Raw genomic sequence first — 14,296 nt, 5'->3', positions numbered from 1 at the left:
TATTTTAAACACAATTCTCGCTGTAGAGCTGAGGCAAAGTCGACGGGGTAAAATAACAATGTCTTATAAATTTGAAGAGGGTAAAGATGTATTAATTGAAGCCATTGTAGATAAAATTAAAAGCTCTATGGTTGGTGACCAATCCGAGTTTTGCGCCGAATTTGCCAAACAGCTGTATGGTACAGTTGCTATGGAAGATCTGAGCGCGTGGACAATTGACGATCTATATGGTGCTGTGGTTAATTTCTGGTCATTAATTGCAGAGCGTGCTCCTAAAGAAACAAAGATTAGAATTTATAATCCTGATTACGAGCGAAACGGATGGCAAACAACCCATACTGTTGTAGAGGTAATATGCGATGACATGCCTTTTTTAGTTGATTCTATACGCTTGGTAATTCATAGAATGGGCCTCTCGTCACATCTCACCATTCACATGGGTGGTATTCGCGTTAAAAGAGATAAAAACAATCGAATATGTGAAATTCTACCTCGTAATAAACTAACAGACGAAAAAGGCGTGATTCATGAGGCTCCCATATTTCTCGAAATAGACAGACAAACTGATCCCAAGGTATTAGAAGAATTACACAGTCGATGTGAGCAGGCTCTAGAAGATAATAGAGTTGTTTATGAAGATTGGGAAAAAATGCGTTCTGAAGTTCGTGAGGCAATTGCAGAGATAGATAAAGTCTCTTCCGTACTTGATTTAGATGAAGTAGAAGAAACCAAAGCATTTTTACATTGGATTGAAGATCATCATTTTACTTTTCTTGGTATGAGAGATTATGAGCTGGTCGAAAAAGGTAAAGAAACTGTTTTGCAAGCTATCCCCAATACTGGGCTAGGTCTATTACGTGAAAATGTCACCAAATCCAGGAAACGTAGTATTTCTGCTATGGCGCCTGAAGCTCGCGAATTTACTTTATCTCCACGGATATTAGTCACTTCAAAGACAAATACATTAGCAAGCGTTCATCGCGATGCTTATACCGATTACATAGGAATTAAAAGATTTAATGAACATGGAAAAGTCATCGGCGAAAGAAGAATTATTGGTTTGTATACCTCTGCTGCATATCATACGAATCCCAAACAAATTCCATTTTTGAGACGTAAGGTAGCGCTCATCATGGAAAATTCAAAATTAAACCCACGCAGCCATGCAGGTAAAGTGCTATTAAATATTTTAGAAACCCTGCCGCGGGATGACTTAATCCAAGGAACAGAGGATGAGCTTTTAGAAATTGCAATGGGTATTTTTTACATGCAAGATAGGAAACGAATCCGGTTATTCGCGCGTGTTGATGTCTATCACCGTTTTGTCTCCTGCTTGGTCTATGTGCCTAAAGACAGGATAAATACGGAGTTAAGGTTGGCTATGAAGAGAATTCTTGATGAAAGTTTTAACTCCATTGAAACAACCTATTCACAACAATTTACCGAATCAGTCCTTGCTCGTATTCATTTTATTATCAAAATCAATCCAGATGTACCGCTTGATTTTGATTTGAAAGAAATTGAAAGAAAGCTGATTGAAGCAGGCCGGTCATGGACGGATGACTTACAAACTCATCTGTATGAGGCTTATGGAGAAGAGCAGGCAAATAGTTTATATGCTCGTTATAAAAATGCATTTCCAGGTGCCTACTCCGATGTATTTTCTGCGAGGACTGCAGTTTATGACATCAAACATATCGAATTACTGACACCCGAGCAGCCATTAGGTATCAATTTTTATAAACCACTGGATGAATCAGAAAATAGCTTTAAATTAAAAGTATACCAACATGACTCAACCATTCCTTTATCCGATGTACTGCCCATATTAGAAAAATTAGGTTTGCGTGCTATCAGTGAACGTCCATACTCCTTAAAATTTGACGACGGTAATGTTTCATGGATAAATGAGTTTGCCATGCAATATAACAAACCAATTGAGTTTGATCTTGATGAAATTAAAGAACTATTTCAAAATGCATTTGCCAAGGTTTGGTTTGGTCAAGCAGAAAATGATGGTTTTAATCAACTTGTATTAGCAGCTGGGCTAAATTGGCGGGAAGTTGCTGTTTTACGTACCTATGCTAAATATTTCAAACAAATTGGTATAACCTTTAGCCAAGATTATATGGAAACGGCCTTAAATAATAATGTGGCCATTGCAAAAAAATTAGTGAGATTGTTTGAGATACGCAGTAATCCAGAAAATGATCCAAATAGAGAAGATCGTTTTGCTGATTTATCAATTGAAATATTAAATGATCTGGATACAGTCTCCAATCTTGATGAAGATAAAATTATACGTCAATACATTCATGCGATTAGCGCCACTTTAAGAACAAATTTTTATCAAATTAATGAAGATGGTCACCATAAGCCTTACATTTCATTGAAACTCAACAGCAAGATAATTCCAGGTGTACCAAAACCCCATCCTATGTTTGAAATTTTTGTTTATTCGCCTCGATTTGAAGGGGTTCATTTACGAGGGGGTAAGGTTGCTCGAGGAGGATTGCGCTGGTCTGATCGAAGAGAAGATTTCCGCACGGAAATTCTAGGTTTGATGAAGGCACAACAAGTGAAAAATTCGGTGATTGTACCCAGTGGCGCCAAAGGAGGCTTTGTACCCAAATTCTTACCCGTCAACGGTACTCGTGAAGAAATTATGACGGAAGGAATAGGTTGCTATCAGCTATTTATTCGTGGCCTACTCGATATTACAGATAACTATATTGAAGGAATGGTAGTAAAACCTGAAAATGTTGTATGCCATGATGAAGATGATCCTTATCTTGTTGTTGCTGCAGATAAAGGCACAGCAACATTCTCGGATCTTGCCAATGCCATTTCTTTGGAGTATGGCTTTTGGTTAGGCGATGCTTTTGCATCAGGTGGATCTATTGGTTATGATCATAAGAAAATGGGAATTACGGCCAAAGGTGCCTGGGAGTCAGTAAAACGTCATTTTTATGAACTGGATATGGATATTGAGCATCATGATTTTACTGTGGTAGGTATAGGAGATATGGCTGGAGATGTTTTTGGTAATGGAATGCTGTTATCAAAACATATTAAATTATTGGGTGCTTTTAACCACATTCATATATTTATCGATCCAAATCCTGATGCTGAATCCAGCTATAAAGAACGAGAACGCTTATTTCATCTGCCCCGTTCTAGTTGGACAGATTATGATAAAAAACTTATTTCCAAGGGCGGCGGCGTATTTAATCGAAATGCCAAATCCATTCCTGTAAGTAAGGAAATGCAAGCTGCTTTCGGAATAAAACAAACCGAAATTGAGCCTAATGAGCTGATTAAAGCCATTCTAAAAGCTAAAGTAGATTTACTTTGGAGTGCAGGTATCGGTACTTATGTTAAAGCAAGTACTGAGTCCAATTCGAATGTCGGTGATCGTAGCAACGACGCAACTCGAATCAATGCTAAACAACTACGTTGTAAAGTAGTCGGAGAAGGCGGTAATTTAGGACTTACCCAATTAGCACGGGTTGAATATTCATTAAATGGCGGAATGGTGTATACCGATTTTATCGATAATTCGGGCGGAGTTAATTGCTCTGATAAAGAAGTCAATATAAAAATTCTGCTCAATGGCATTGTGGCAGTTGGTGATTTAACAGAAAAACAGCGTAATGAATTATTAATTGAAATGACCGATGAGGTGAGTAAATTAGTACTTCGTGATAACTTTTTACAAACCAGGGCAATTAGTCTCACCGCATCGCAACCCATCCAGGCTTTGGATTTGCAGAGTCGTTACATAAGTGATTTAGAACGTACAGGAAAAATTGATCGTAACCTAGAGTATTTGCCTGACGATAAAGTCATTATGGAACGCAAATTAATGGGTAAAGGCTTGATGCGTCCATGTATCGCTGTTTTAATGTGTTATAGCAAAACCATTCTTAAAGAACAGATTCTTGCTTCAGGAGTTCCTGAAGAATCCTATATGACACAGTTTTTAATTAATTCTTTTCCAAAACCATTGCAAGAGCGGTTTAGCAAGCAAATGCAATCTCATCCGCTAAAAAGAGAAATAATTGCAACAAAATTAAGCAACATTATTGTGAATGAAATGGGCTTCACCTATATTTATCGGCTACAGGATGAAACAGGCGCTCCAGTTTCAGCAATTGTAAGGGCTTATATCATTACCCGTTCTGTGCTTAATTTAGAATCAGTTTGGAAGCAAATAGAGGATTTAGGCACTAAAATTAGTTCCAAAAAACAAATCGAAATGATGATGCTTTATTCACGATTGGCTCGACGAATTACACGATGGTTCTTACGTAGTCAAAGAAGATCTATGGATATTTCTGATGTGGTTAAACTTTATGCGCAAGGAATAGTAGAGCTGAAGATGTCCATACCTGGAATCTTGAATGAGGAGCGAAGAGCCAAATATGATGCGCATTTACAAATTCTTGTAGAGGAAGGTATTCCACCTAATTTGGCACATGATTTGACCGTAACCCGTGGATTATTTGCTGCTACCGACATTATCGATATCGCTGATAAGAGAGAAATGAATGTAGCCCAGGTTGCAGAAATATATTTTGGTATTGGCGAGTATTTAGATTTAGCTTGGATAAGGAAGCAAATCATTATGCATCCAAGTGAGAATCATTGGGAGTCATTGTCTCGAGAAGCCTTAAGGGATGATCTGGATTGGCAACAGCGGCAACTTACTGCTGGATTAATTAACTTTGAAGTAGATAACCCCGATGTGCAGGCACGTCTTGCTGCCTGGGGAGAATCACATAGAGCCTTGATTCAGCGTTGGCGCTTCATTTTGGCCGATTTAAAAGCAAGTCAAGTCCTTAATTATACAATGTTCTTTGTGGCAATTAGGGAGTTACTTGATTTAACCCAAACTACCTTGCAATCTTATTCCATGGTTGAGCAGGAAAGCATGGTCTAAACCGATAGGAATTAGTTTTAAATAGCAATGTTTGTTGGGTCAAGTACCTAACAAACATTGAACAATTTCTATGTCTCAACTTAATTATTGCTTTATAGGATTAACTAATTCAGTTGGGAAATCCATTAATTTTACTGGTTGGGAACTTCCTTCGAGAAAAACGTCAGTTCCTGCTTCTTTTAATATACTTACTGCAATTAAATAGTGTTCCTGATGAAGTATTGAAAAGTCAATTATCTCACCGATCTCTGTTCCCTCAACTTTATTTAGTATTTTTTGCCCTGAATGGATCTTGTGTCCTGTTTTAATTTGAAAAATTTTCATTTGATGTTTTAAGGTTGCTTTATAATGCATCCGTGCAATAATTTCTTGTCCTTTATAGCATCCTTTATTAAAACTGATGTACGGAGTTTGATGTAAATTGAGCCGATGGGGTAAAAATATACTTCGAGATTCTGGGTAAATGTCTACCTGATGTTGGGCTAATCTCAAACTATGCCAAGTTAGTGAGCCTCGGAATTGATCATTTTTAAGGAATTTTTCTTTTAACTTTGCTCCATAATCTTCTTCAGATACAACAATATAAAATCCCTTTCCTAAATGATACATGCAAAAATCTGTACTATAGGTTTGTCCGTAAAGTGTAGCAGGAAAAAATTCTGACTCAGGCAGAATGTCTTCTTTATCCTGTAAATATATTCCAAAAATATTATATTTATCATTTGGTTTTAGGCTGACACGCGAGAGAAGCGCATATTTATTCAAAGAATTTATGGTTGATTCTCGCAAGTCCCTGGGCAAAATTAATTTAAATCCATTCCAATTGATAACATCCATCAGTGCCAATATACGTCCTTTGATATTGCATTGAGCAGCCTGTCCCATCTTTATATCTGATATAAGCGTGATATCAGAAGTGAATTGACCTTGAAGGAATTCAGTTGCTTTAATTCCTTCGACATCAATAGTTGATAAATAGGATAAATCAAATAAAAAGTTTTTTTTGGGGAGGATCATTAATTCCTGATCTAAGGGATTTACGGTAGTTAATTCCCTATTATTGATTAAATGTTTTAACATGGTATTCATATTTATTGGCCTGAAAAGAACAGCTATTTTTTCTTAGACTGTATTATTGGATAAGGATAAAGTTTATCTAATTTTTTTATCTAACCATAGGTTTTACTGAAATAGAATGACAACAGTTTCCGTTTATAAGTGCATTGGTGTATTATTGATTTGAAATGTGAGAACCGAGATTTATTATGTTGCCTTCTAAGGAAAAAGCAAGACTGGCTTGGCACTGTCGCCGAGGAATGCTGGAATTAGACCTTATATTACAACGTTTTCTTAAATATCAATTTGATCATTTGTCAGCAGAAGAGCGTGATGCATTTAATCAATTATTAAATTGTACTGATCCCGAGCTATTTTCCTGGTTTATGGGGCATGAAGAGCCTCAGGATGAAGAGTTAAAAAAAATTGTCTCCATTATTCGAAATAGTAATTGAATTAAGAAAATCAGATACCTATTGGCGTTTAATGTGGATATTCAATGCCATAACCATTTTTGTAATTCTTTATTACCCCATAAATAATTGGATGAGGTTTTTTGTCTTATTGTTTTTGCCCTGCAATATTTTATTTACGACCAAACGGCCTCCTCTCTTAAAAAAAATCAAGTGTACAGGAGAAAAATGGTTTTTAGAAATTGACGAAAATACAAATGAATCTTATACACATGCCGCCATTCTACTCCATAACCCTATTTTTCAACTGGTAAAATTTAAAAACAAAAGCAAAATAAAAACCATTGTTATTTTTAATGATCAGCTCACAAAGGATCAATTAAGGTTATTACATCTCAAAACAAACCAAATTAGTATATAATTGTACATATAGAACAATTAAAGCCCATTCATTCAAATAATGGAATTATGAGGAAGTGATGAATAAAAAAACTTCTTATAGCGATGAGGACTTAATTAATTTGGCAAGACACGGTGATATGGAAGCTTATAATCTGTTGTTGTCACGGTATCACACTAAAATACAACAAATTATTTATTTACATATTCAGGATAGAGCGAATGCGAGTGATCTGGCTCAAGAAGTATTAATTAAAGTTTATCGCTATTTACATTATTTTAAAGAAAAAAGCCAATTTTCTACCTGGTTGTATCGAATAACCCAGAATACAATAAAAAATCATTTTCGCTCAGCCAGCATGCGTATGGATTTAGAAGCGGAGTATGCAGATAATTATTCTCCATCAGTTCAACTATCTCCAGAGTATTTGTTAATAAATATTGAATTTGGCGAACGCCTGGAAGCAGTCCTTTCAAAATTATCAGAAGAATTACGACTTTGTTATGGTATGCATATACTTGATGGTCAATCTTATGAATATATCGCAAAAAAAATGGATTGCCCTATTGGAACAGTGCGCTCACGTATTTTTAGGGCTCGAAAGTTAGTTAAGGCGTCCATGGACCAAATCGCTTCATAAATATTTTATATGTTAGCCCTCCATCTTTTATCGATTTTTTAAGTATGCTATAAACGTTTTTGGCTCCTTTTAATCAACTAATTCTATTATCTATAATAATTAAAGGATGAATTATGTCTAAGCATTTCGATAAACGTTTTGAAGGATGCAATAAAAAAATTGATGATTTATTTCAAGGGATTGAATTAAATACAGAAATGCAACGTCAGTTACAAGGAATTAAGAATTTTTATCGCGATCTATATATCGAGGCTTCGACAAGTAGTGATGAAGAATTATGCATTGAAACATACGAATTGTTTACTCAAGGACTTGAGGGTATTAAAGAGGGACGAATCAAATCAAAAGAAATTTTAGAACAGTTTGAAGAAATCAATTTTCTAAGAAAAGCAGGTATCATACTAGATAACATCTTCAAAGCACTTGAATTATTGTTCTGGGCTACGCTCGCTGCGGCATTATTTACCCACTCTATTGCATTGGCGCCCACCCTCGTGGCGGTTAATCCTTTTTTTGCCCTTTCCGTGTTATCGCTGGGGTGTATGGCGATGATATATTCAGTAGTGCGCTTTTTTAATTGTATCGACGAGTTCAAGCCATTAGATAATATCGAAAAAGAAATTAAACGAGAAAAAAATATATTCCAATTTTTTAAAAAAACTGAGTACTCTGAAGATGCCTCTTTTTCTAATGTATCAGATCCTGAGCAACGGCAAGAAGGAATTCTATCTGTTGAAATGAATTAACTTGTATTCTGACCCAGTTTGTGACTCTTGTGAGCATCCTAATATATAAATTGTGTGAGATATAAATCAAATAGAACGAGAGGGGTACACCTGTGTTATAGGATATCCCATGGTTCTAAATACTCTTAGATTTCATTGCACAACAATTTAGATTTTCTTTTTTTAAATTCAACAAATAAGCTGCGATTCAAAAAACATATGATAAAATACTCCCATTCTACCGAACTGCTAAAAGAACTTTATGCTGGAAAGTGACCGCTTAATCAGTACACAAAGTATCACCTCAGAAGAGGCAATTGATCGCGCAATTAGACCTCTTAGTCTAAGAGAATATATAGGACAGGATGCTGTTAGTTCGCAAATGCAGATTTTCATTGATGCTGCAAAAAAAAGAAAAGATGCCCTGGATCATGTCTTAATCTTTGGCCCTCCCGGGTTGGGTAAAACGACTTTAGCTAATATTATTGCTCATGAAATGGGTGTTAATTTGCGTCAAACCTCAGGCCCAGTGATTGAACGGGCTGGAGATATTGCGGCCATACTCACGAATCTTCAGGCAAATGATGTCTTATTTATTGATGAAATTCATAGGCTAAGCCCTGTAATAGAAGAAATACTTTATCCTGCTATGGAAGACTATAAATTGGACATTATGATAGGTGAAGGACCCGCTGCACGTTCTATAAAATTGGAATTACCGCCCTTCACTTTAATTGGAGCAACAACACGCGCAGGTCTATTGACCTCTCCGCTCAGAGATCGTTTTGGTATTGTCCAACGGCTTGAATATTATTCAGTAGATTCTCTAACACAAATTATTGTACGGTCCGCCCAGCTGCTTAATGTAAAAACGCTTCCTGAAGGGGCTAGAGAAATAGCGTTAAGATCGAGAGGAACACCCCGGATTGCAAATCGATTATTGCGGCGGGTCAGAGATTATGCTGAGGTGAAGGGGAATGGTGTTATTAATGAGGAAATGGCTCAAAAGGCTTTAGTTATGCTGGATGTAGATAAAAACGGTTTTGATGTCATGGATAGAAAATTATTATTGGCTGTAATAGAACAATTTAATGGTGGCCCAGTAGGTGTTGATAGTATAGCCGCTGCAATTGGTGAAGAAAAAGGCACAATTGAAGACGTTTTAGAGCCATTTTTAATACAACAAGGATTCCTTATGCGCACGCCAAGAGGTAGAATAGCCACACCAAAAGCTTATCAGCATTTTGGTTTTATTGAAGTAGAGCAGAATTAATAATTGGATGATAAAACCATGCATCAACATTCCTCTAGGGTATACGCTGAAGATGTAGATTATATGGGTATTGTTTACCATGCGAATTATCTGAGTTTTTTTGAACGAGCCCGAACAGAAATGCTGCGGGATAATAATTTAATACTTTCTAATTTACTAAAACAAAATACACTTTTTGCAATTTATGATGTGAACATAAGATATCAAGCACCAGCACGACTGGATGATTTGCTTACGATCCGCTCTATGGTCCAGGCATCGGGTGCTTGCAGTTTTTTATTTTATCAAACGATGCAAAATCAGCAGGAAAAGTTACTTTGTGAAGCCAAAATTAAAGTGGTATGTGTGGACAGCAACATGAAGCCGAAGCGGTTTCCACAATGGATTAAAGAAATATAATGTAATCTCATTCGGTAATGATTACAATGAGATATAAATTCATAATAAAACTGGGGTACTGGAGAGAATATAGATGGGTAATCAAGCAAATGTATTAATGTACTTTATGCAAGCAGGTTTGGTGGTTAAATCAGTCATGATATTACTCACTGCTGCCTCCATTGTTTCGTGGACATTAATCTTTCAAAGAGCCTGGTTTTTTAATAAAAAAAAGCAACTTACAGATGCTTTTAATCAAAGGTTTTGGGATAGCGGTGATTTAAGCAGGCTGTACAGTGATATTGACAATAACTCTGAAGAACGCCAAGGAATGGCAGCTATTTTTCATGCAGGTTTTAAAGAGTTTGTTCGAAGCAGAAAACAGGGGAAAGTAACTATAGAGCCAATACAACGCGTGATGCAAATTACCCATGCCAGAGAAGCTGAAAAACTGGAGCAGCATTTACCTTTCTTTGCTTCTGTAGGCTCCATCGCACCCTACGTAGGATTATTTGGTACTGTTTGGGGTATCATGACTTCCTTTCAGGCCTTAGGACATGCACAACAAGCCACCATTGCCATGGTGGCTCCTGGAATATCTGAGGCTTTAGTCGCTACCGCTTTAGGTTTATTTACAGCAATACCTGCGGTAATTGCATACAACCGTTATACAACTCGTGCCAATGATTTATTGAATCGATTCGATTTATTTCAGGAAGAACTAATATCGCTTATAGAACAACAAAACAGTGACACTGTAAGAGGGTAGAATTTGAAATGATCCGAGCCAAAAAAAAGCGGGAACGTCCGATTTCCGAAATAAATGTAGTACCTTACATAGATGTGATGTTGGTTTTACTTGTAATTTTTATGATCACCGCACCTATGCTAAGCCAAGGTGTGACTGTAGATTTACCTAAAGCTGCAAGTCAAACGTTGGCACCTACAGATAGAGAGCCTATCATTGTGTCGGTGAATCAGCAAGGTACTTATTTTTTGAATATTAGCAGTACACCGGCGGATCCTATAGAGTCTCAGGCTTTAGTCGTTCGTGTTGCCGCAGAGTTAGAATTAGCAAAGCAATCAGGCCAAAAACTTAATGTTTTAGTAAAGGGTGATCAGGGTGTTGCTTACGGAAAAGTGGTTCAAGCAATGGCATTACTGAAGGAAGCAGGAGCGGAGCAAGTGGGATTGTTGACTGATTCAGAACAAGAAAAATCAGAGGGACAGGCATGATAAATAATCCTACATATCGTAAAGCTTTTTTTGCTGCACTAGGCTTGCATCTTTTTTTAATTGTGATGCTTTTAACGGATAATTCAAGCCAACGACCCGTTTTAACACCGGAAACTAAAAATGCTCCTGGAATAGATCAACCTGTTGCAGTATCTGCACAACAAGAAGTCGTCAAGGCAGTCAGTGTGGATAACAAGCAAGTAATGGAAACTGTCAAACGTTTAAAGCAGGAACGCGAGCAGCAAAAACGTGCAGAAATAAGTCGCCAAAATGAGCTAAAAAGACAAGCTGAAGCGGCAAAACAGCAACGGATAAAAGAACAACAACAATTGGCTCGTCTCAAGGAAGAGGCAAACCGAATTGCTATTGCACATAAAAAACAAGCCGAAGAAGAAAAAAAACGTTTAAAAAAGCTCGCAGAACAAAAAGCTTTAGAAGCAAAAAGGATTGAGGATTTAAAAAAACAAAAAGAAGAGCTAGTGAAGCAGCAACAGCTGGAAGCTAAAAAACTTGCTGATTTAAATAAGAAAAAATTGGCAGAAAAGGTAAAAGCTGATAAAGAAAAAGCTGAAATTGCAAAAGCAGCAGAAGCAGAACGAAAAAAACAGGCCGAGGCTGATGCTGCTGCAAAGCAGGCACAAGCTGCACAAAATGCGGAGAGACAAGCTCGAATTGCGGGTGAGGTTGATAAATATAAAGCCTTGATCGTCAATGCTATTGGAAGGAACTGGATATTACCTGAAAATATAGACAGCAGTTTATCAAGCCAATTCAGAATACGTCTAGCTCCCGATGGAATGGTTTTGGAAGTTTCACTAACCCGAAGCAGCGGTGATCCGTTGCTTGATCGTTCAGCACAAACAGCTATTTATAAAGCATCTCCGCTACCTGTACCTAAAGATGCAGAAACATTCAATCTGTTTCGCGATATAAGTTTAACCGTTCGTCCAGAACAAGTCAGAGGGTAAACTCATGATTCATCGAATTATTACATTTTTTTTATTTATGGTGACACAACAAATTTTTGCATTGGATTTAGAGCTAACCCAAGGAATAAATTCTGCATTACCTATTGCAATTAATTCTTTTGGCTCCGACTCTACTGCTCAAGAAATTGGACAAATTATAGAGCACGATTTAAATTTTTCAGGACAATTTCGCATCGTCTCTGGTCCTCAAGGTCCAAATTCTCAATCTTCAGTTAATACATTGAAACAGCTTGGCGCAGACAGTGTTGTTACTGGCCGGGTAAACCGTGCTGGTAACCATTATGAAGTGAGCTTTACTTTAACTGATGCCGTAGCGAATGGGACTACCTTATTGACAAAAACCTACCAAGTAGGCTCCAACCAGGTTCGACCTTTAGCACATCATATTAGCGATGAAGTTTACCAAAAATTAACAGGTGAAAAGGGTATATTCTCTACTCGAATTGCCTATATTTCAGTCCAAAGGACAATAAACAGTACTCGATATACTTTAGAAGTGGCTGATGCCGATGGTTTCAACCCACAAAGCTTGCTGGTTTCATCCGAACCAATTATGTCTCCAGCATGGGCACCTGATGGCAGAAGCATTTCTTATGTTTCTTTTGAGAAAAAACGAGCACAAATATTTACTGTCTCAGTTGAAACAGGCCAGAGACGTTTAATAACCAGTTTCCCAGGAATTAATGGAGCACCTGCTTGGTCTCCAGATGGCAGGGAATTGGCTGTCGTTTTGTCCAAAAGTGGTACACCCAAAATTTATAGTGTGAACGTGACCAATGGCAATATGAAGCAATTGACCTTTGGAGATGCGATTGATACAGAACCTCGTTATGCTCCAGATGGTAAAAGCTTGTTGTTTACTTCAGGAAGAGGTGGCTCGCCACAAATATATCGTTTGTCTTTGGGTAATGGTCAAGTAAGCCGTATAACTTTTGAAGGCAATTACAACGCTCGCGCTTCTTATACTCCAGATATGAAAAATATTGTGATGTTACATCGGGATGATAAGCAATTTAACATTGGCCTACAAAGTGCAAGTGGCGGCCCCGTTGTTAGTCTTACTTCTTCAGGACGCGACGAGTCACCCTCTGTAGCGCCAAATGGCCGCTTAATTCTTTATGCGACACATAATGGCGATAAAGGTGTTCTCGGGATTGTTTCTTTAGATGGTAGAATAAGAATGAGACTTCCTGCACGTGAAGGTGATGTACAAGAACCTGCATGGTCTCCCTATTTAGGATAATGATGATACGAATTATTTTTGCATTTGTTTTTTTTCTGCTGGCATTTCATAGTCATGCTTGGAACGCCGCAGGACACAAGGTGGTTGCACAGATTGCATATAATAATTTGTCTCAAAAATCAAAAGACGTGTGTTTCAAATATCTTCGTACGAGAACTAATAAAACTCCCAATTCAAGTTTTGTAAGTGCTGCAACCTGGATGGATGACATCCGCTGGAGAGAGGTGTATTGGTATGATGTGATGCACTATATCGATACCCCTTTTTCTGCTGATGGAACTCATTTACCTCCTGTTGAAGCGACTAATGCAGTCAATACAATAAAAAAGGCAATGGCTGTACTTTCCTCAAAGAAAACAAGTCCCACTGATAAAAAACTTGCTTTGCGTATGTTAATCCATATTACTGGTGATATTCATCAGCCCTTACATGCGGCAACCAAGGTGAGTGCACTATATCCTAAAGGGGATCTTGGAGGTAATTTATTTTTTCTAGGAGACAATTCAGTCGGCAAAAATTTACATCAGTATTGGGATAATGGTGCTGGTTTATTTTTAGGACGATATGATGAGAATAAAATAAAAAAAATGGCACAAGAACTTGAAAAAAAGCTACCTTGTTCCCTAATTAACGCGCAACTCAAACCCTCTAAATGGGCAAATATGTCTCATAAATTGGCTGTTAAAAAGGTATATCAAACTACTCCTAATGAAACACCTGCTGCAAAATATCAAGAGGATGCGCAATTATTAGCCCAAAAGCAGGTTACCTATGCAGGATGTCGATTAGCCGCATTGATCAATAAAATTTCAAGATCATAGCTTGTGATCATATTTTTTTTAAAATCACTATTTTTAAATTTATAATGAAATAAATTACAAGACTTTAAATAATAGAAGATTTCTATTGCCTATCTTATTAATTAGAAATTTAATTTTTATATAGGTTATCGCATTATAAACAATACGAATGATACAACATATGAGCTACATTCATTTGAT

Annotated in this window: 12 protein-coding genes; 11 read left to right on the top strand and 1 reads right to left on the bottom strand. The window is 37.1% G+C overall.

Annotated elements, in window-relative coordinates; genetic code table 11:
• Positions 1 to 58 precede the first annotated feature (58 nt).
• Positions 59 to 4,942: an NAD-glutamate dehydrogenase gene (locus BU07_RS0110790; protein WP_031565927.1), complete on the top strand. Its 4,884-nt coding sequence runs from the start codon at positions 59 to 61 to the stop codon at positions 4,940 to 4,942.
• Positions 4,943 to 5,026: 84 nt separating this feature from the next.
• On the opposite strand, the gene ygfZ is transcribed toward BU07_RS0110790, so the two are convergent.
• On the bottom strand, positions 5,027 to 6,031 hold the full coding sequence (gene ygfZ, locus BU07_RS0110785) for a CAF17-like 4Fe-4S cluster assembly/insertion protein YgfZ (protein ID WP_031565925.1): 1,005 nt from the start codon (positions 6,029 to 6,031) through the stop codon (positions 5,027 to 5,029).
• A gap of 176 nt (positions 6,032 to 6,207) precedes the next feature.
• Between ygfZ and BU07_RS0110780 the strand changes: the two genes are divergently transcribed.
• The 10 genes from BU07_RS0110780 to BU07_RS0110730 all read left to right on the top strand — a co-directional run bounded on the left by BU07_RS0110780 (position 6,208) and on the right by BU07_RS0110730 (position 14,116).
• Positions 6,208 to 6,453, top strand: a complete 246-nt coding sequence (locus tag BU07_RS0110780) for an FAD assembly factor SdhE (protein WP_031565923.1) — start codon at positions 6,208 to 6,210, stop codon at positions 6,451 to 6,453.
• Between the two features lie 437 nt (positions 6,454 to 6,890).
• On the top strand, positions 6,891 to 7,451 hold the full coding sequence (locus BU07_RS0110770) for a sigma-70 family RNA polymerase sigma factor (protein WP_031565920.1): 561 nt from the start codon (positions 6,891 to 6,893) through the stop codon (positions 7,449 to 7,451).
• A 113-nt stretch (positions 7,452 to 7,564) separates the two neighbouring features.
• Positions 7,565 to 8,197, top strand: coding sequence for a DUF5638 domain-containing protein (locus BU07_RS0110765; protein WP_031565918.1), 633 nt, complete (start codon positions 7,565 to 7,567; stop codon positions 8,195 to 8,197).
• A 241-nt stretch (positions 8,198 to 8,438) separates the two neighbouring features.
• Entirely contained in the window at positions 8,439 to 9,449 is a 1,011-nt protein-coding gene (gene ruvB, locus BU07_RS0110760; RefSeq protein WP_031565916.1) for a Holliday junction branch migration DNA helicase RuvB, read from the top strand.
• A gap of 18 nt (positions 9,450 to 9,467) precedes the next feature.
• The gene (locus tag BU07_RS0110755) at positions 9,468 to 9,848 is read left to right on the top strand and encodes a YbgC/FadM family acyl-CoA thioesterase (RefSeq protein WP_423202577.1); all 381 of its coding nucleotides are present in this window, start codon (positions 9,468 to 9,470) and stop codon (positions 9,846 to 9,848) included.
• Between the two features lie 73 nt (positions 9,849 to 9,921).
• Complete coding sequence (tolQ, locus tag BU07_RS0110750; protein WP_031565912.1) at positions 9,922 to 10,596, top strand: protein TolQ; 675 nt, start codon at positions 9,922 to 9,924, stop codon at positions 10,594 to 10,596.
• Positions 10,597 to 10,604: 8 nt separating this feature from the next.
• Positions 10,605 to 11,063, top strand: coding sequence for a protein TolR (tolR, locus tag BU07_RS0110745; RefSeq protein WP_031565910.1), 459 nt, complete (start codon positions 10,605 to 10,607; stop codon positions 11,061 to 11,063).
• Positions 11,060 to 12,031: a cell envelope integrity protein TolA gene (gene tolA / locus BU07_RS0110740; RefSeq protein WP_031565908.1), complete on the top strand. Its 972-nt coding sequence runs from the start codon at positions 11,060 to 11,062 to the stop codon at positions 12,029 to 12,031. The genes tolR and tolA overlap by 4 nt, the downstream gene beginning before the upstream one ends.
• 4 nt (positions 12,032 to 12,035) lie before the next feature.
• The gene (tolB, locus tag BU07_RS0110735) at positions 12,036 to 13,295 is read left to right on the top strand and encodes a Tol-Pal system beta propeller repeat protein TolB (protein WP_031565906.1); all 1,260 of its coding nucleotides are present in this window, start codon (positions 12,036 to 12,038) and stop codon (positions 13,293 to 13,295) included.
• A gap of 2 nt (positions 13,296 to 13,297) precedes the next feature.
• Positions 13,298 to 14,116: a S1/P1 nuclease gene (locus BU07_RS0110730; RefSeq protein ID WP_031565905.1), complete on the top strand. Its 819-nt coding sequence runs from the start codon at positions 13,298 to 13,300 to the stop codon at positions 14,114 to 14,116.
• The last annotated feature ends 180 nt before the right edge of the window (positions 14,117 to 14,296 follow it).

The sequence above is a fragment of the Legionella wadsworthii DSM 21896 = ATCC 33877 genome, assembly GCF_000701265.1.
Taxonomy (GTDB): domain Bacteria; phylum Pseudomonadota; class Gammaproteobacteria; order Legionellales; family Legionellaceae; genus Legionella; species Legionella wadsworthii.
This window is presented reverse-complemented; position numbering and strand designations above follow the sequence as displayed.

Excerpts from the sequence above, each read along its gene's own strand:
- BU07_RS0110780 (WP_031565923.1), top strand. The coding sequence starts at position 6,208 with ATGTTGCCTTCTAAGGAAAAAGCAAGACTGGCTTGGCACTGTCGCCGA.
- tolR (WP_031565910.1), top strand. The coding sequence starts at position 10,605 with ATGATCCGAGCCAAAAAAAAGCGGGAACGTCCGATTTCCGAAATAAAT.
- BU07_RS0110730 (WP_031565905.1), top strand. The coding sequence starts at position 13,298 with ATGATACGAATTATTTTTGCATTTGTTTTTTTTCTGCTGGCATTTCAT.
- tolB (WP_031565906.1), top strand. The coding sequence starts at position 12,036 with ATGATTCATCGAATTATTACATTTTTTTTATTTATGGTGACACAACAA.
- ygfZ (WP_031565925.1), bottom strand. The coding sequence starts at position 6,031 with ATGAATACCATGTTAAAACATTTAATCAATAATAGGGAATTAACTACC.
- BU07_RS0110755 (WP_423202577.1), top strand. The coding sequence starts at position 9,468 with ATGCATCAACATTCCTCTAGGGTATACGCTGAAGATGTAGATTATATG.
- BU07_RS0110770 (WP_031565920.1), top strand. The coding sequence starts at position 6,891 with ATGAATAAAAAAACTTCTTATAGCGATGAGGACTTAATTAATTTGGCA.
- ruvB (WP_031565916.1), top strand. The coding sequence starts at position 8,439 with ATGCTGGAAAGTGACCGCTTAATCAGTACACAAAGTATCACCTCAGAA.
- BU07_RS0110790 (WP_031565927.1), top strand. The coding sequence starts at position 59 with ATGTCTTATAAATTTGAAGAGGGTAAAGATGTATTAATTGAAGCCATT.
- tolQ (WP_031565912.1), top strand. The coding sequence starts at position 9,922 with ATGGGTAATCAAGCAAATGTATTAATGTACTTTATGCAAGCAGGTTTG.
- BU07_RS0110765 (WP_031565918.1), top strand. The coding sequence starts at position 7,565 with ATGTCTAAGCATTTCGATAAACGTTTTGAAGGATGCAATAAAAAAATT.
- tolA (WP_031565908.1), top strand. The coding sequence starts at position 11,060 with ATGATAAATAATCCTACATATCGTAAAGCTTTTTTTGCTGCACTAGGC.